The sequence below is a fragment of the Clostridium homopropionicum DSM 5847 genome (genome assembly GCF_001263795.1).
GTDB lineage: Bacteria > Bacillota > Clostridia > Clostridiales > Clostridiaceae > Clostridium_H > Clostridium_H homopropionicum.
This window is the reverse complement of the sequence record NZ_LHUR01000022.1, coordinates 213,853-230,312: the sequence shown is the minus strand read 5'-3', so window position 1 is coordinate 230,312 and position 16,460 is coordinate 213,853. Positions and strand designations below refer to the sequence as shown.

The following is a 16,460-nucleotide window of genomic DNA, read 5'->3' as shown; positions in this document are numbered from 1 at the left end:
TGCAATTAATGGATAGATTAGAAAGAGGATATGTTCAGGTGTATACAGGAAACGGAAAAGGAAAGACTACAGCAGCAGTAGGGCAAGCCATTAGGGCTGTAGGAAATGGACTTAAAGTGTATATGCTGCAGTTTCTTAAGACAGAACCTACAGGAGAACTTGAGATAGCAAAACTAATTGGAGATAAATTTCAAGTCTTTAGATTTGAAAGTAAGAAAGGTTTCTTTTGGACTCTTAATGAAGAAGAAAAGAAAATTTTAAAAAGTGAAATAGATGAAGCCTATAGCTTTGCAATGGATGTAATTAAAAATAGTAGCTGTGATGTGTTTATATTAGATGAGATTATGGGGGTTCTGTCAAACAAGTTATTAACAGAAGAGCAAGTTATGAAACTCATAGATAAGAAACCAATTAACATGGAATTAATTTTAACGGGTAGAAATGTTCCAGATTCAATAAAAAATAAGGCTGATTTAGTAACAGAAATGAAGGAAATAAAGCATTACATGGCAAAGGGAGTTTATGTGAGAAAAGGGATTGAATATTAAAAGGTGAAATTATGGAGGTTATAACAAGGTATCCAGGAAGCTTTGGAGAAGTGCTTCAAGGAAAGGTCAATAATAAAGATATGCTTTTATCTTGTCCTATAAATATTTATACAACTGTGAGATTATTTGAATGTAGAGAACCCAACAAAAAAAGCAAATGTATAAAAACTGATAAATTTTTATACAACCTATTAAGAAGTTGGAATTATGAAGAGTATTATGAAAGTCTAGATTTAGAAATTTATTCTAATATTCCATCAGGTAAAGGCATGGCCAGCAGTACCGCAGATCTTTGTGCAACATATTATGCTCTTTTGAAAATGTTCAAGAAAAATTTTAGTGAAGAGGAGCTAATCAAGCTGTGCATAAGTATAGAGCCTACAGATAGTATAATCTTCAGAGAAATGACTCTATTTGATTATAAAAAAGGTACTTATAGAGAAAAAATCGGGAATTATATTTCATATAATATACTTGCCTTTGAAGGGGAAAAGAGCATAAATACTATAGAGTTTAATAATAAAAAATTGCCTGAATTAAGTGATGCAACTGACTTGTTTACTGTATTAAAAGAAGGATTATCAGAAAAGAACTTAGAAAAGCTTTCTTATGTTTCAGAAGAGAGTATAAAGAGAAACCAGAATAGACTAAGTTATTCATGGATAAAAAATATTGAAAATATAAAAAAGTGTACTTCAGGACTGGGGATTACTGGAGCACATAGCGGCAATGCGCTAGGAATAATATATGAAGATGAAGAGAAATTAAAGGCGGCAGTTAAATTTATTAATAAACAAAGTTTTTATAAGGTATATGCTGTAAAGACCTTAGAAAAAATAGAACAGGTGTGATAACTAAGTAAAATCACACCTTAAGCTTGTATCCGGCTCCCCAAACTGTTTCAATGTATTGAGGATTAGAAGGAGAGGATTCTATTTTTTCTCTTATTCTTGCAATATGTACTGTGATGGTAGCTGTATCTCCAAGTGAATCAAGCCCCCAAACTTTCTCGAATAAATCTTCCTTACTAAAAACCCTATTAGGACTTTCCGCTAAATAGAGCAGCAGATCAAACTCTTTTTGAGCTAAGTTTATTTCCTTGTTGTTTATAAATACCTGTCTTGAGTCTTTGTTTATTTCAAGGCCTCTTATTTGTATTACTTTGTTTTTAGGCATTTCACTAAATTTACTTTTTATTCTTTCATAATTTTGGATATGAGATTTAACACGGGCTACCAATTCTCCAGGACTAAAAGGTTTTGTAATATAATCATCAGCTCCTAAAGTAAAGCCTTTAATTTTATCAATTTCTTCTTTTTTTGCAGAAACCATTAAAACAGGAATATCCTTGTCCTCTTGAATGCTGCGTAATATACTGAAGCCATCTAGCTTTGGAAGCATAATATCGAGAATTATTAGATTAAACTCTTTTTCTTTTATAGCATTTAAACCTTGCACACCATCTGTACATATAGTCACTTGAAAGCCTGCTAGTTCCAAGTAATCTTTTTGAAGTTCGGCAATACTTAAGTCATCTTCGACTATTAAAATCTTTTTCATAATATCATCTCCATTCTTATGGCAGCTTTGCTAAGGATATTATTATACTTGCACCCATATTTTCATGAGATATGGCCCATATTTTACCTTTATGGCTTTCTACAATCTGCTTTGAAATAGCAAGTCCAAGACCACTGCCTTTTGTTTCAGTTCTCGCTAAATCTGCCCTATAGAATCTATCAAATATTCTACTTAAATCTTCTTTATTAATTCCAGAACCATTATCTCTTATTTCAATAATCACACTAGAATTAGTTTCACGAAGACTTATGATTATTTTACCTTTATCTTTATCCATGTATTTTCTTGAATTATCTATAATATTAATTATGACTCTTCTCATTCTTTCTCTATCTAGCATTACATATTTTGGTCCATTAAATTCACTTTCAAGATGAATTTTTATGTTATGCTTTTGAAGTTCAAAATCATTTTCCTGTACACAGTATTCAAAAAAGTTAACAATATCAGTTTTCTCAAAATTAAAGGGAAGTTGATTTAAATCTAACTTAGAATATAAAAGTAAATCATCAATCATTACATCCATAAGTTCAGCCTTGGAATAAATGGTTTTTAAATACTGTTCAACTTTTTCCGGGCTATTAGCTACTCCATCTAAAATTCCTTCAACATAGCCCTTTATTGAGGTTATAGGGGTTTTTAAATCATGAGATATACTAGAAACCAACATTTTTCTATTGTCATCATACTTTATTTTAAGGCGTACAGAATTTTTTAACTGTATTCTCATTTTTTCAAAATCTGCACAGAGTTCCTTAATTTCCTCGTCACCGCTTTCGGTAATTTCAATACTTAAATCTCCTCTACTGATTTCAGTAGTTGCTCTTTTTAAATGAGCTATAGGTTCTAATATTCGCTTTGAAAAAAGGTATGACATAATAAGGTTAGTTACTATGTAAGAAATAAAGAATACCATAGTAATAGCAATAAATTCTTCTTTTAAAGCTGATAAATCTTTTAAGTTATTATAATTTATATCTGAGTTAAAAACTCTAGAATGTAGAATCATAAATATAAAAATGGTTAAGCTAACAAAAATAAAAGGCACTACCATAGTTATGGTATTAGAAATAATTAGGCGTTTCTTAATATTCATTTATTCACCTGCCCTATTTATAGAAGTTAAAAACCTTTTTTATCAAATAAATAGTATGCTCCTGTAAATAGTAGTATATCATAGCTTAACATTATCATAAACTGACGAAAAATCTTAAGAATAGAGATGTTACTTGTAATCCATATTTTATACCAGTCTAACATACTTGTAAAAAGTAAACTGGAATAGCTTGAAAAAATAATTCCGAGGCCCTTAAAAAGAAGAAAAATTAAAATAGTAACAAAAAATACACTTATTCCACTATGAAGTATATTTGTAAGAAGCACGATAATTAATGCTAATACTGTCATAGGGATTAGGGTTACAAGGTAAGAACCTAATATTCTAATAATACCTTGAAGTGTAAAGGAATTTGAATTAAAAATAATACCTACTATAGTAGAAAAGATCATTACAAACATAAGGTTTATTAAAACGAATATAAATATTGAGCTTATTTTTGCAGCAAAGAATTTCAATCTTGTTACTGGTCTAGTAATTGTAATTTTCATTGTGTTGTGAGAAAATTCCCCAGAAAAACTATCGATGGTAATCAGAGCAGTAAACAAAGGAAGAATTGTATTTACTACTACAGAAAGCACTAAAAGAGGGAATTCTGTGCTGGAAACTCCTCTTATTCCGAAGCCGCTTCTAATTACAGTAATAGATAATTGACCTAAAATTATAAACATAAGTGATACTAAAGCTGCAACTATAACCTTCTTCTTTCTATATAACTTTTCAAGCTCATTAATCAAAGCTGCTTTAAATCCTGCCATTTCTTTCTACCTCACTAATAAAATAATTTTCAAGAGAAACATAATTTTTAAGAATATTATCAGTAGTATCCACATTAAGCATTTTTCCATCATACAATATACCAATGCTTGTACAGGTAAGCTCTACATCATGAATAAGGTGGCTGGATATGAAAAATGTGGTTTTCTCTCTTTCGGCTAAGTCTTTTATTATGTTTCTCATATGAATCATTCCTTCAACATCAAGTCCATTTAAAGGCTCGTCTAAAATAACTACCTCAGGTTTTGATAAAATTGCAGCAGCAATTCCAAGTCTTTGTTTCATTCCAAGGGAGAATTTCTTAGGCTTTTCATTTTTATATTTTAAAAGTCCAGTGATTTCTAAAACCTCTTCGATTCTTTCGGAATCAACATTTTTATAATATCTTGCAAATTGTCGCAGATTTTCAAAAGCCGTCAGGTAAGGGTAGGATTCAGCAGTCTCTATTATGCAGCCAACCTTCTCCATAGCTCCCTCAAAGTTTTCTAAAATGCTGTGTCCTAAGATTTTTACATCTCCACTGTCTGGAGTGACAAGACCAGTCATAATTTTCATAGCAGTTGTTTTGCCAGCCCCATTGGGACCTAAAAATCCGAAAATTTCACCTCTATGAATATCAAGGTTTATATCTCTTATGCCTCTCCCATTTTTATATACCTTGGAGAGATTTTTAATTTCAATTACTTTTTCCATGCATATACCTCCAGAAATTAATTTAAGAATTTTACAAAGTAAAATTCTTAGTGACCAGTAACCAATTCCCAGTAACCAGTTTTTATTAACTCTACTGGTTACTGGTAACTGGTTACTTAAGAAAAATGCCTTGCATTTTTCTTAGATTATTCAAATACTCTGCTAAATTCACCGTCAAATAGTAGGTTAGAGCTTCTATTTTCGTTTATATTAAAATGTACCTTTCCAGAGAATTGATCTACATATATGTTACCTTTAACAGTATTACCTGAAGATGTAGTAGCTGTGAATTCTGCATTTAAACTCTTTTCTTGGAATTTTGCACTAAAGTTAAAGTCCTTTTTATTTTTTGAGTACTCTTCATAACCTTTTGTATACTCTTCATAATATTTACCAGTGATTGTAGTTTCATCTATTTGAGTAATATCAATGACTTTTTCACCTATCTTTGCAAACTTGCCGTCTTTCTCTATTATAATATCAGTTTTATATTTTCCTATATATTTTGAAGGGTTAGTTAGTTTATCAAAATCTTTTTCTACATTCTTTTCTACTTTTTTGCCTGAAAGATCAGGTTTAGTAACAGTTGTTGAATTTACATCGTATAATTTTCCAGAAAGTTCAAAGGTAATAGTGTGTTCTTTACCATTTTCATCTTTACCGTAAAGTGCTCCTGTTCCATTTATGCTTTGAATTAAACCATCTTTGTCAACAATCATTTTTCCGGTAATTTCCTTGACGAAGATGTCTTTTGTGATTCTAGGTATAAGGCTATCGTTATTTTGTCTATAACTAAATTCGTTTTTGCACTGAAAAGATACTATTGCATTAATTAAGGCTGGGATTTGTGATTCGCTTATAGAACCGGATAGTTCCTTGCCTCCATCAGATTGTTCAGTTACTATAACAGCATCTTTTAAGTTGCCTACAAGAATGTCAGCAATTATTTCTATATCTTCAGCACCTTTTTCATTAAAAGGATTTGTAATTGATTTTGATTCTTTTGGGCTTGTGAATTCAGTTAGGAAGTAGATAGATTCATCTGCACTTTTATTTATTCTAACATTTTTATCAGAGTAATAATAATATTCACTCTTATTATTACCATCAACTCTTGATGTTGTAGTTTCTGTAGCTTGTTTTCCAAGATCATATTTATTAAGAGATTTTTCAGATGAGATTACTTTTCCGTCAGCCTTTGCAACAAATGACATGTCCATGGTATAGCTAGAAAGCTTGCTTGTAGCAGCATCAGCTGTATATTTTAATGAGTCTTTTAGCTGAACATATCCGCTTTTTGATGATATTTCAGCTATGGCAGTTGTAGCGAGCATTGTTGTGCCAAGAACAAAGCTTAAAAGCATAGCAGATTTTTTCTTGAATTTCATTTTAATAACTCCTTTTGGTATTAATTTATTATTTATGAAGGTCCTTCATAATTTTATTATAAGGGGCAACTCTTTATTTTATATAAACTAATTATAAACAAAGTATAAACAAATAAAAGTACCTTTGACTAGTATTAATCAAATGTATTTTTATTTTTGAATTTATGTTATTAATGTGGTTAACTTTGTTTAATTAATTTTTTATATAATATTTCTTAGACAAAGGTTAACTGTTATAATAAAATAAATAAAAACATATATTTGGAGGAGCTGAATTTATGAATAACAATCTTCTAGAACTTCAGAATATACTAAAAGAAAACAATATTATAATTAGTTTTTCAGGAAAGTTTTATCAAGGAATTATTGAAGAATTAGGAGAAGCAATAAAAAACAGAATGGAAGATGAGGAAATACCTAAAAATGATATGTATAATGTGTTTTCTATATTTATTGAGCAAAGTCAAAATATAAGAAATTATATTGTTTGCAAGAATAATTCTGATAAATATAGTAAAATAGAGAATTCAGGAATTGTAAGTATTAGTAAGGTAGATTCTAAATACTGCATTACTTCTGGAAACATAATTGAAAATAGTGATATTAAAGCTCTTATAGAAAAATTAGATGTAATAAAAGTCATGAACAAGGATGAATTAAAAAAATTTTATAGAGCTGAATTGAAAAAAGAACCTCCAAAGGGTAGTTTAGGTGCTGGAGTTGGACTTATTGATATAGCAAGAAAAGCAAGCAAGCCATTAGAATATTCTTTTAGAGAAATTGATGATAACTTATCCTTTTTTCAATTGCAAGCAATAGTTTAGGAGGAACTTAAATGGAGAGATTATATATTGAGAGAACAAAGTCTACACCTGAAATAGACTTTGATCCTAGTAATAATATTTTAAAAATAAGTGGTCAATCTTATCCTGAAAATGCTTTTAAATTTTATGAGCCTATTTTTCAATGGGTTGATGATTATATTAAAGAAATTCAAGGAGAGCTTCTAATAGAGATAGAATTTAAAATGCCATATATCAATTCTAGTAGTTCAAAATGCATAATTATGCTATTAGATAAATTTCAAGAGGCTTTTGATTCAGGTAAGGATATTATTATTAATTGGTATTATGATGAAGAAAATGAAAGTACTATAGAATGTGCGGAGGAATTTAAAGAAGATTTAACGCTGCCATTTAACTTATTAGATTGTAGAAGGTAAAATAGTTATGTTTTTTAATAAAATTGCAAAGGAAGAAAAAATAAAAGAAAAGATTATAGATGATAGTACAATTAAATTGATTTTTTTTGCGAATACCATAATAGTAATAGCTGTATGTCTAATGGGACTTATAAGTTATAGAATTGCTAAATATTCTATTGTAGAAAAACTAAAATCTAGAGATCTGAAATATATAGCACAATCTATAACATCAAAAATAGACGGAAGAATATCTAGAGCAAAAGAAACCTCTTTTATACTAGCTAAGGATCCTGTGATAAGAGAATGGTTAGTAGGTAAAGAGGAAAATGAAGCATTAGGTATATACGCTAAGGAGAAAATAACAGATATAGCAAAAAAATATGATTATGATAATTCATTTATAGTAAGTAATCTGACTAAGCATTACTGGGCAGAGGGTGGGAAGCTTATTGATACTCTTTCTGAAAAAGACCCAGATGATAGCTGGTTTTTCAGCACAATAAAATCTAAAGGTGCTATTGATATTTCAATTGATTATAATAAGGAACGTAAGGATACTTTTGTTTTTATTAATGCATTAGTTGGAAATGAAAATGATCCCTTAGGAATAACAGGTGTTGGATTGAGCTTAAAAGATATTTCAAAAGAATTTGAAGGCTACAAATTTGGAGATTATAGCAATATGTGGCTTATAGATAAAAGTGGACGAATCTATTTATCAGAAGATATAGAACATAGTGGGAAAAACATTAATGAATTTCTTCCAACTTCTGTTACAAATAAGATAGTAAATAACAATATAAGTAATAACCTTGATGAAGAAATATTTGATTATAATAACAGTGCTGGAGAGACCTTTGACGTAGTATGCATGTCTATTAAATCTGCAAATTGGGAGCTTGTTTTTCAAATGCCTAGAAGTGAGAGCATTTCTATGGTAAATGGTATAAAGCTAAATACATCAGCGGCTTCATTTGTAATTATCATCTTAATAGTATTTATATTTTATATTATCTCCAATAGAATTTCTAATCCATATAAAAGAGCTGTACTTTTAAGTCAGGAATTAGAAAAGAAGGTTGAAGAACGAACTAAAGAATTAAAAGAAAAAAATGACAAGATATTAGATAGCATTGAATATGCAAAGATTATTCAAGAATCTACTCTCCCTACAAGTGATGAACTAAATTCACTTTTTAGAGAATATTTTGTATTATGGAGACCTAGGGATATTGTTGGAGGAGATTTTTATTTTATTAAAAAGTTCACAGATGGATATATTCTAATACTTGGAGATTGCACTGGACATGGGGTACCTGGTGCTCTTATGACAATGTCAATAAACTCAATATTAAATCATATAATTAACGAATCAAATGCCAATAATCCGGCATTAATATTAAGTAAAATGAACAAGAATTTAAAAGAAACACTGCATAATAAAAATAATGTAAATGGTATTGATGATGGGTTAGATGCAGCTATCATATATGTTTCAAAAGACAATAAGCTAATATATGCTGGTGCTAAGATTCCGCTTTATAAAAAACATGAAAATGATATAACATTTTTTAAGGCAGATACAAAAGGAATAGGATATAGGAATACTAGTGATGACTTCCAATTTACCAATGTTGAAATTACTTTTAAAGATGAGGACATATTCTATATAACTACTGACGGATATATAGATCAAAATGGCGGAGAGAAGGACTTGCCTTATGGGAAAAATAGGCTTAAACAATTAATTTTAAGCAATGGAGAGAATTCTTTGGAGGAACAAAAGAGTATTTTTGAAAATAGCCTTAATAATTATATGAATGGTGAAGCACAACGAGATGATATAACGATGGTTGGTTTTAAGCCTTAAATAAATCATTAGCTAAAAATGAAAAAGGATTTGATACTATGTCGTCATATAACTTTAATAATGAAATTTTTAATCAGGAACTTGCTGTGTTAAAAACAGCAATGGATAATTTAAAAAATCTAAAGTATAAAGAAAATGAGCTTATTGAGGCTTATAGAAATCTTGCTCTAAACTATGAAAAGCTGCTTAAATTTGCAAATAAGTCAGTAAAAATAAGTGATTCTCAAGGAAGCGAGCTAAGAAGAAGGGAATTTGAAATTAGAAATATTCTAGACAATTCTAATCAAGGCTTTCTTACCTTTGGAAGAAATATGATAGTTAATAAGGAATACAGCTCAGAATGTGTGAGAATATTTGGTAGGAAAATTTCTAATGTTAATATCTTTGAATTACTAAAGAGTGATAATATTAATCAAAATGTTCTCTACCAAAGGGTATTTGAAGAAATATTTGATACACAAGATATTGAACGTAAATTTAATTTGTTAATGGAACTTCCAAGTTTACTTAAGATAAACAATGTATATGTCAATATATCTTATAAATTAATTAATAAAGATGATATAAGAGACGAAGAATTAATAATGCTTATTATTACAGATGTAACAGAAAAAAAGAAATCAGAAGAACAAATTTTATTTTTAAGTTATCATGATAAGCTAACATCTCTTTTCAATAGAGCATATATTAACAGCATTATATCACAACTTCAAACCGAAGCTTGTATGCCGTTGAGCATCATTGTTGGTGACATGAATGGACTTAAACTTACGAATGATGTTTTTGGACACGCATATGGGGATGAGCTTTTAGTAAATGCATCTAAAATACTTTTATCTTCCTGTCGAAGTACTGATATAATTTCAAGATGGGGAGGAGACGAGTTCCTTGTTCTGCTTCCAAACACTAGTGAACAGGAAGTTAATAGAGTAATAAGTAAAATAGAATCAACATGCAGCAATTTTGATCCAAGTCCAATTGAAGTAAGTATTTCCTTGGGTTCTGCAACTATAAGAGATCATAATACTAGCATTCTTGAACTTTTTAGTATGGCTGAGAACAAAATGTACAATAATAAAATTATTGAAGGCAAGAAAATAAGAAGAAAAATAATTCTTAATATTGAGAAGGCACTTATAGAAAAGTGTTTTGAAGATGATGGACATACAGCTAGAGTTACAAGCATGGCTATGAATTTTGCAAAGGCACTAAATATTAAGGAAAGTTCTAATGAGATGGCTGATCTTTCGCTTCTTGCATATTTACATGATGTGGGAAAGATATCAATTCCAAGTGAAGTTTTGGGAAAAAAACAACCCTTATCAGAAATTGAAAGAGAGATTATAAAAAGTTATACTGAAATTGGATATAGAATAGCTCTATCAATAGACGAACCGAACTTAGCCCAAGGCATTCATGCTCTAAGGGAGAGATGGGATGGTAAAGGTTATCCCAACGGGCTTAAAGAGGATAAAATTCCACTAATATCTAGAATTGTTTCAATTATTGATGCTTACGATGCTATGACTCATCATCGCCCATATAGAGAAGCAATGGGGCAAAGTGAAGCACTAGAAGAATTAATTAATTGTAGCGGTACACAATTTGATCCACAGCTAGTTGAATTGTTTATTAAAGAAAAGTTATACTTGAATTAATTGAAAACTCAACCATTATAGGATGGTTGAGTTTTTTATAATTTTAGTACTATTTCAAGTCGTTGACACATTAACTAATTAAATGTAAAATCATTAGTTAATAGATATAAGAGTGATGATAGTATTGTTAAATATATTTAAAAAGTTTATAAAATATTTTGGTAGAAACGTTGAAAATGATAAAGATATCAACTATTACTTAGATGATGATTATAATATTAAGTCTTATTCTGAATCCATTAAGATTGCAGTTGTATATGGAATTGTAGGAGCGTTGTGGATTTTACTATCGGATGAGTTATTGAGTAGAATTGTTCCTAATATAGAAACCTTTAAAAAACTTGCTACATATAAAGGATGGATGTATGTAGTCATAACAACCATATTAATATATTCACTTGTACTAAAAAGACTTCTGCTCTTTGAAAAAGCAATTAAAAAAATTTTCAGTAATTATGAAGAGTTAAATGCTTCTAATGAAGAATTAATAGCCCTACAAGAGGAATTAAAAGAACAATTTGATGAATTAGAAATTAGCCGAAATGCACTAATGATTAGTGAGCAAAGGTATGAATTGGCAGTTGAAGGTGCTGATTGTGGTATTTGGGATTGGGATGTGGAAAAACAGATATATTACTTTTCTGAAAAGTGGAAAAATTACCTTGGCTATGAAGAAAATGAAATTAATAATACCTTCCATGCATTTATAAATTTGATTCATTCTAGTGAAAAGGAACAGGTAATTAAGAAGCTAAATAAGTATATTTTATCTCAAATAGGTTCATACGAAGATGTATTCAGAATGAAATGTAAAGATGGAAGTTATAAGTGGATATTAAGTAAGGGAAAAGCAATATGGAATGTAGAAGGTAAGGTAATTAGAGTAGCAGGTTCTCATACAGACATTTCTCAGCAAAAATTAATTGAAAATAAACTGAATTCTTTAGCCTATTTTGATATTTTAACAAAGCTTCCCAATAGAGTATCTTTTGAAATAAAAGTGAATGATTTAATAAATAAAAAATGTAATACTAGCAGCAAATTTGCTCTAATTTACATGGACATAGATAATTTTAAAAATATAAATGACACTTTAGGACATGCTTCTGGAGATTTATTTCTAAAGGATATTTCTAACATATTAAAAGGAAATATAAAAAGCCCAGATTTTGTAGCAAGATTAAGTGGAGATGAATTTGCTCTTATTTTTGAAAATGTAGAGGATAGGATGGAGGTAACAAATAGAGTTCAAGATTTGTTGAAACACTTAAGACGACATTGGGTCATTGATAAGCAAGAATTCTTTATTTCTTTTAGTTTAGGAATTGCTATGTATCCTGAGCATGGGGATAACCTAGCCATGTTACTTAGGAATGCAGATATAGCAATGTATTTTGTTAAGAAAGACTTGAAGGATAATTATTCCTTTTACTTTGATGAAATGCAGGAGAAAAACTTAAAACAGATAAAAACCATAAGTGATCTTTACCATGCTATAGACAATAAGGAATTTATTCTTTATTATCAACCAATAATAGATTTGAAAGATGGTAAATTGGTAGGTGTGGAAGCACTAATAAGATGGATTCATCCTACTAAGGGAATGATTCCACCAATTGAATTTATTCCTTTAGCAGAAGAAACAGGATTAATTTACGATATATGTAAATGGGTTTTTAATACTGCTCTAATGCAAAAAATATCTTGGGAGCAGCAAGGTTATAAACATATTAAGATGTCAATTAATATTTCGGGAAAACGAATTACACATGAAAAATTTTTAGAGGATATTAACCAGTGCGTACTAGGTGCAGGAGTTAGATGTGACGAAATTCAATTGGAAGTAACGGAAACAGCTGTTATTCAAGATTTAGAAGTATCAATGAAGATTTTAAAAGAAATAAAGGACATGGGTATGAAGATTGCCCTTGATGATTTTGGGACAGGCTATTCCTCCTTGACATATATTCAAAAGTTACCAATTGATGTAGTTAAGCTGGATAGAGATTTTATTAAAGGCATATCAAATAAAGGACAAGACAATCTTATTATTCAGTCAATTATTAAGTTAGTTCATGACTTAAATTTAGAAATAGTAGCAGAAGGAATAGAAACTAAGGAACAAGAATTATTCCTAAAGCAAAGCAACTGTGATTACGGACAAGGATATTTATTTAGTAAACCTATTACTAAAGAAGAAGTTGAAAAGTTGTTTTTAAATAATATTAAAGAGCTATAGATATTTGTGCATTTTATATAGATAAAAGAAATTACCCCAGGAAAATTCATGTGGGGTAATTTTTTATTATTAAAGGGTAAATCGAAATTTGTAAATTTATGATATTTAAATTTACCTATTCTATGGAAGATTATATAGGAATGGTGTATAATTTACTTAAGTTAGTAAAAGTATTAGAAGAACGGATTTAGAAAATTTTATAATAGAGAAGGAGTGAGTTATGTATGTTGCTAGATACTTATAATGAAGAGTATAGGGATATATTTATGTATTACAAGAATTTGATACCATTGATTGATGATATTGTGCAAGAGCCATTAATTATTATTTTATACGACAGGGAGTACTGCTTGTATATAAGAAATTTAGATGAATTTTCTATTAATTTAAAAGAAGGAGATAGAATAAGCGAAAAAACAGTTGCTTTTGCTAGTATGAAGCAAGACAAAGTGTTAACAAATTTAACACCAAGAGAAATTTTTGGGTTTTTAATGAAAACTACTTCTATTCCTATTAAAAAGGATAATGTTATAATAGGATGTTTAGCTATCTGCAGGAGTCTTAAAAATCAGGATGAGTATCATGCATTATCTGAACAATTGTTTCAAAATTTAGAACAAATAACTATAGCAATAAACAATGTAGCTACTTCAGTTCAACATGTGGCGGTACAGGGAGATAATATTTTAAAAGAAATTAACTCTGTTAAATTAAAAGCAGATAATACTAATCAGGTTTTGAATATTATTAGAGAAGTATCTAATAAAACAAAGTTACTAGGGCTAAATTCACTAATTGAATCTGCAAGAGCTGGTGAGTATGGAAGAGGCTTTAACGTGGTAGCAAAAGAAATTCAGAAGCTATCAGAAACTACAAATGATTCTGTAAAATCAGTAAACAATATTATAAAAGAGCTTGTTGAATCTATTGATAATATAAGTAAAATTTATTCAGATGAAAATACAGAATTTCAAAACCAATCAGCAGTATTAGAAGAGCTTTCGGCTAGTACACAGGAGCTTAATACTATTTCTAAAGTTCTTGTAGAAAAAGCATTAGCTTCAATTAAATAGTAAATGTTTACAACATTTTTACTGTTTATGCATATTTATATATTATATATACGTAGAATATAACCTGCAAAATACTATAGTGTGTTATGCAGGTTTTTGTTTAATGTAGAATAATTGGGCACAGTATAGGAGATAAAATGGACTTATCAAAATTATTTTTAAACAATATTGAAGAAAATGAAAAAGAAAACTTAAGAAAGAATATATTAATAGACAATCTGCGTCGAGGGAAGGTATTTGGTAAGGTAGTAATTATATTAGAGATTATTTTAAGCCTTATTGATATTGTTTCTTCTGTAATGAAGGTTCATGATAAATTTCTTTTTAATGAATATTTATTTATGTATCTATTTATGATTTTTATAAATATCATCTTCCTCAGATTTATAGAAAAAAATCAATGTATATGCACAAAAACAGAATGCAATATCAAAAAAGGTGAGCTAGGATTAATAATATATGTAACTCTAATAATGGTATGGGGAAGCTATATATCTTTAATGGATCAAGAACTGTATGGGCAACTAATGGCATTTATGATGAATATGATAACAGTTTGTGTAATATTTTATCTAGATATTAAAAAGTTGCTAATACCATTTACTATTTCATTGTTAGTTCTATTTTTAGGACTACCATTCTTCCAAAAATCTACAGATATACTTATTGGCCATTATGTAAATCTAGCGGTGTTTTCTATTGAGGCTTTTATTGTTTCACGAGTACTATACTTAAATTATTATAATGATTTTAAAAGCAAGGAATTGCTTAAAAAAGCAAATGAGAAGCTTAAAGAGCTTACTTTAATAGATGAACTTACTGGGATACCAAATAGGAGAAGCTTTAAAAACTTCATAGATTTTGCTTATGAATTTAACTTGAAGGAAGACTCTACAGTGTCAATTATAATGATGGATATAGACTATTTTAAACAGTACAATGACAATTATGGGCATAGTGCTGGTGATAAGGTATTAGTCTCAGTAGCGCAGGAGATAAACTCAATTGCAAAAGATTACAATAATTTTGTAGCACGTTTTGGAGGAGAAGAATTTATTCTTGCAGCTATTGATACAATGGAGCAGGAGATTTTAAATATTGCAGAAATAATAAGAAGGAGTGTTCTAAACTTAAAAATTTCACATGATAGCTCTAAGGTTGAAAAATATATTAGTATAAGCCTAGGCATTTCTACATCAAGGGTAAAAAATAAAGATGACATATTTAAGTGTATAGAAACAGCAGATAAGGCCTTGTATATTGCTAAAGCGGAAGGCCGTAATTGTTTCAAAAATATAAATTCTATTTAGGGGAGAGGAAGAGTTGAAATGAAAGATAATATAAATGACATTTTAATAACTATGATTAAGTATTTTGGAAATGATGTTAGGAGAATAAATCATGCACTTAAAGTTCATACCTTTGCCAAAAGCATAGGTGAGAAGGAAGGTTTGCATGGGGAAGAGCTATATATTCTAGAGGTAGCTTCTATTTTACATGATATAGGTATAAAAGTCAGTGAAGAAAAATACAACTCTTCTGCTGGAAATTATCAAGAAATAGAAGGTCCCGGAGTTGCTAGAGAATTATTATATTCTTTTGAATTAGAAGAAAAAATATTAGACAGGATTTGCTTTTTAATTGGTAATCATCATACCTATTCTAAAATTGATTTATTAGATTTTCAAATACTTGTGGAAGCAGACTTTCTTGTAAATATTTATGAAGATAATATAGAAAGGAAAAATGTAGCCATAGTAAAGGAAAAGTGTTTTAAGACAAATACTGGTACAGAGTATCTTACCAGTATGTACCTGTAGCTAAAATCCTAAAATTTTGTCAAAGCATATTGACTAAATAGAAGAAAATATATATAATTCAAATATACCCATAGGGGGTATATTTGAAAGGAGAGGGTTATGATGAAAAAAGTAAAATTAGCAAAAGATAGATGTGATAAATCACCATTTTGTAGAGCAAAAAGAGCATGCCCTGTTGGAGCTATTGAATTCAAAAAAACTGGATTTTTCTCAGGAGAAATAAATGTTAATGCAGAAAAGTGTATAGGCTGTGGAAAATGTATAGCAGCTTGTCCTCATGGAGCGCTTAGATTTTAATTAGATTATAAGAATTTTACGACGTAAAATTCTTGAGGTTCTAGGTGCTAGGTACTAGAAATTGAAATAATTAAGCAGAGCTTAATTATGAAATCCGCCATTGTAGCAAGCTACAATATGCGATAGTAGTTTTGCCTAAGCAAAACATCATTCACTAGAACCTAGTACCCAGCACCTAGTACCTAAAAGAAAAAT

15 protein-coding genes and 1 pseudogene are annotated in these 16,460 nt (G+C 29.3%); 11 read left to right on the top strand and 5 right to left on the bottom strand.

Annotated features, from left to right (window positions below):
• Nucleotides 1–8: 8 nt before the first annotated feature.
• Both CLHOM_RS09120 and CLHOM_RS09115 read left to right on the top strand, forming a co-directional pair.
• On the top strand, nucleotides 9–548 hold the full coding sequence (locus CLHOM_RS09120) for a cob(I)yrinic acid a,c-diamide adenosyltransferase (protein ID WP_052221388.1): 540 nt from the start codon (nucleotides 9–11) through the stop codon (nucleotides 546–548).
• A gap of 11 nt (nucleotides 549–559) precedes the next feature.
• Nucleotides 560–1,399, top strand: a complete 840-nt coding sequence (locus CLHOM_RS09115) for a GHMP family kinase ATP-binding protein (RefSeq protein ID WP_052221387.1) — start codon at nucleotides 560–562, stop codon at nucleotides 1,397–1,399.
• 13 nt (nucleotides 1,400–1,412) lie between these two features.
• Here the strand turns inward: CLHOM_RS09115 and CLHOM_RS09110 are convergent, their stop codons facing one another.
• The 5 genes and pseudogenes from CLHOM_RS09110 to CLHOM_RS09090 form a co-directional block, all read right to left on the bottom strand.
• On the bottom strand, nucleotides 1,413–2,108 hold the full coding sequence (locus tag CLHOM_RS09110) for a response regulator transcription factor (protein WP_052221386.1): 696 nt from the start codon (nucleotides 2,106–2,108) through the stop codon (nucleotides 1,413–1,415).
• Between the two features lie 16 nt (nucleotides 2,109–2,124).
• A pseudogene (locus tag CLHOM_RS09105) lies at nucleotides 2,125–3,051 on the bottom strand (sensor histidine kinase); the annotation flags it as partial.
• Nucleotides 3,052–3,251: 200 nt separating this feature from the next.
• Nucleotides 3,252–4,004: an ABC transporter permease gene (locus tag CLHOM_RS09100; protein WP_052221384.1), complete on the bottom strand. Its 753-nt coding sequence runs from the start codon at nucleotides 4,002–4,004 to the stop codon at nucleotides 3,252–3,254.
• Nucleotides 3,991–4,716 (bottom strand): ABC transporter ATP-binding protein, encoded by a 726-nt coding sequence (locus tag CLHOM_RS09095; protein ID WP_052221383.1) that lies wholly within the window; start codon nucleotides 4,714–4,716, stop codon nucleotides 3,991–3,993. Before CLHOM_RS09095 ends, CLHOM_RS09100 begins: the two co-directional genes overlap by 14 nt.
• Nucleotides 4,717–4,862: 146 nt before the next feature.
• Nucleotides 4,863–6,104 (bottom strand): hypothetical protein, encoded by a 1,242-nt coding sequence (locus CLHOM_RS09090; protein WP_074782705.1) that lies wholly within the window; start codon nucleotides 6,102–6,104, stop codon nucleotides 4,863–4,865.
• A gap of 278 nt (nucleotides 6,105–6,382) precedes the next feature.
• Between CLHOM_RS09090 and CLHOM_RS09085 the strand changes: the two genes are divergently transcribed.
• The 9 genes from CLHOM_RS09085 (at nucleotide 6,383) to CLHOM_RS09045 (ending at nucleotide 16,265) form a co-directional block, all read left to right on the top strand.
• Complete coding sequence (locus CLHOM_RS09085; protein WP_052221382.1) at nucleotides 6,383–6,928, top strand: SiaB family protein kinase; 546 nt, start codon at nucleotides 6,383–6,385, stop codon at nucleotides 6,926–6,928.
• Between the two features lie 11 nt (nucleotides 6,929–6,939).
• The gene (locus CLHOM_RS09080) at nucleotides 6,940–7,326 is read left to right on the top strand and encodes a DUF1987 domain-containing protein (RefSeq protein ID WP_052221381.1); all 387 of its coding nucleotides are present in this window, start codon (nucleotides 6,940–6,942) and stop codon (nucleotides 7,324–7,326) included.
• A 7-nt stretch (nucleotides 7,327–7,333) separates the two neighbouring features.
• A complete protein-coding gene (locus CLHOM_RS09075) occupies nucleotides 7,334–9,178 on the top strand; it encodes a SpoIIE family protein phosphatase (protein ID WP_052221380.1) in 1,845 nt (614 codons plus the stop codon).
• A gap of 38 nt (nucleotides 9,179–9,216) precedes the next feature.
• Nucleotides 9,217–10,836: a sensor domain-containing diguanylate cyclase/phosphohydrolase gene (locus CLHOM_RS09070; protein ID WP_052221379.1), complete on the top strand. Its 1,620-nt coding sequence runs from the start codon at nucleotides 9,217–9,219 to the stop codon at nucleotides 10,834–10,836.
• Nucleotides 10,837–10,951: 115 nt separating this feature from the next.
• Entirely contained in the window at nucleotides 10,952–13,075 is a 2,124-nt protein-coding gene (locus tag CLHOM_RS09065) for a sensor domain-containing protein (protein ID WP_082204390.1), read from the top strand.
• Nucleotides 13,076–13,299: 224 nt separating this feature from the next.
• Nucleotides 13,300–14,148, top strand: a complete 849-nt coding sequence (locus CLHOM_RS09060) for a methyl-accepting chemotaxis protein (protein ID WP_052221377.1) — start codon at nucleotides 13,300–13,302, stop codon at nucleotides 14,146–14,148.
• Between the two features lie 137 nt (nucleotides 14,149–14,285).
• Nucleotides 14,286–15,458, top strand: coding sequence for a GGDEF domain-containing protein (locus tag CLHOM_RS09055; RefSeq protein WP_052221376.1), 1,173 nt, complete (start codon nucleotides 14,286–14,288; stop codon nucleotides 15,456–15,458).
• 18 nt (nucleotides 15,459–15,476) lie between these two features.
• Nucleotides 15,477–15,968, top strand: a complete 492-nt coding sequence (locus tag CLHOM_RS09050; RefSeq protein WP_052221375.1) for an HD domain-containing protein — start codon at nucleotides 15,477–15,479, stop codon at nucleotides 15,966–15,968.
• A gap of 102 nt (nucleotides 15,969–16,070) precedes the next feature.
• Entirely contained in the window at nucleotides 16,071–16,265 is a 195-nt protein-coding gene (locus CLHOM_RS09045; RefSeq protein WP_052221374.1) for a 4Fe-4S binding protein, read from the top strand.
• The last annotated feature ends 195 nt before the right edge of the window (nucleotides 16,266–16,460 follow it).

What these genes read in the sequence shown, in the direction of transcription:
- CLHOM_RS09100 (WP_052221384.1), bottom strand. Translation starts at nt 4,004, where the DNA reads ATGGCAGGATTTAAAGCAGCTTTGATTAATGAGCTTGAAAAGTTATAT.
- CLHOM_RS09045 (WP_052221374.1), top strand. Translation starts at nt 16,071, where the DNA reads ATGAAAAAAGTAAAATTAGCAAAAGATAGATGTGATAAATCACCATTT.
- CLHOM_RS09065 (WP_082204390.1), top strand. Translation starts at nt 10,952, where the DNA reads ATGATAGTATTGTTAAATATATTTAAAAAGTTTATAAAATATTTTGGT.
- CLHOM_RS09115 (WP_052221387.1), top strand. Translation starts at nt 560, where the DNA reads ATGGAGGTTATAACAAGGTATCCAGGAAGCTTTGGAGAAGTGCTTCAA.
- CLHOM_RS09085 (WP_052221382.1), top strand. Translation starts at nt 6,383, where the DNA reads ATGAATAACAATCTTCTAGAACTTCAGAATATACTAAAAGAAAACAAT.
- CLHOM_RS09120 (WP_052221388.1), top strand. Translation starts at nt 9, where the DNA reads ATGGATAGATTAGAAAGAGGATATGTTCAGGTGTATACAGGAAACGGA.
- CLHOM_RS09090 (WP_074782705.1), bottom strand. Translation starts at nt 6,104, where the DNA reads ATGAAATTCAAGAAAAAATCTGCTATGCTTTTAAGCTTTGTTCTTGGC.
- CLHOM_RS09055 (WP_052221376.1), top strand. Translation starts at nt 14,286, where the DNA reads ATGGACTTATCAAAATTATTTTTAAACAATATTGAAGAAAATGAAAAA.
- CLHOM_RS09110 (WP_052221386.1), bottom strand. Translation starts at nt 2,108, where the DNA reads ATGAAAAAGATTTTAATAGTCGAAGATGACTTAAGTATTGCCGAACTT.
- CLHOM_RS09050 (WP_052221375.1), top strand. Translation starts at nt 15,477, where the DNA reads ATGAAAGATAATATAAATGACATTTTAATAACTATGATTAAGTATTTT.
- CLHOM_RS09080 (WP_052221381.1), top strand. Translation starts at nt 6,940, where the DNA reads ATGGAGAGATTATATATTGAGAGAACAAAGTCTACACCTGAAATAGAC.
- CLHOM_RS09075 (WP_052221380.1), top strand. Translation starts at nt 7,334, where the DNA reads ATGTTTTTTAATAAAATTGCAAAGGAAGAAAAAATAAAAGAAAAGATT.
- CLHOM_RS09095 (WP_052221383.1), bottom strand. Translation starts at nt 4,716, where the DNA reads ATGGAAAAAGTAATTGAAATTAAAAATCTCTCCAAGGTATATAAAAAT.
- CLHOM_RS09060 (WP_052221377.1), top strand. Translation starts at nt 13,300, where the DNA reads ATGTTGCTAGATACTTATAATGAAGAGTATAGGGATATATTTATGTAT.
- CLHOM_RS09070 (WP_052221379.1), top strand. Translation starts at nt 9,217, where the DNA reads ATGTCGTCATATAACTTTAATAATGAAATTTTTAATCAGGAACTTGCT.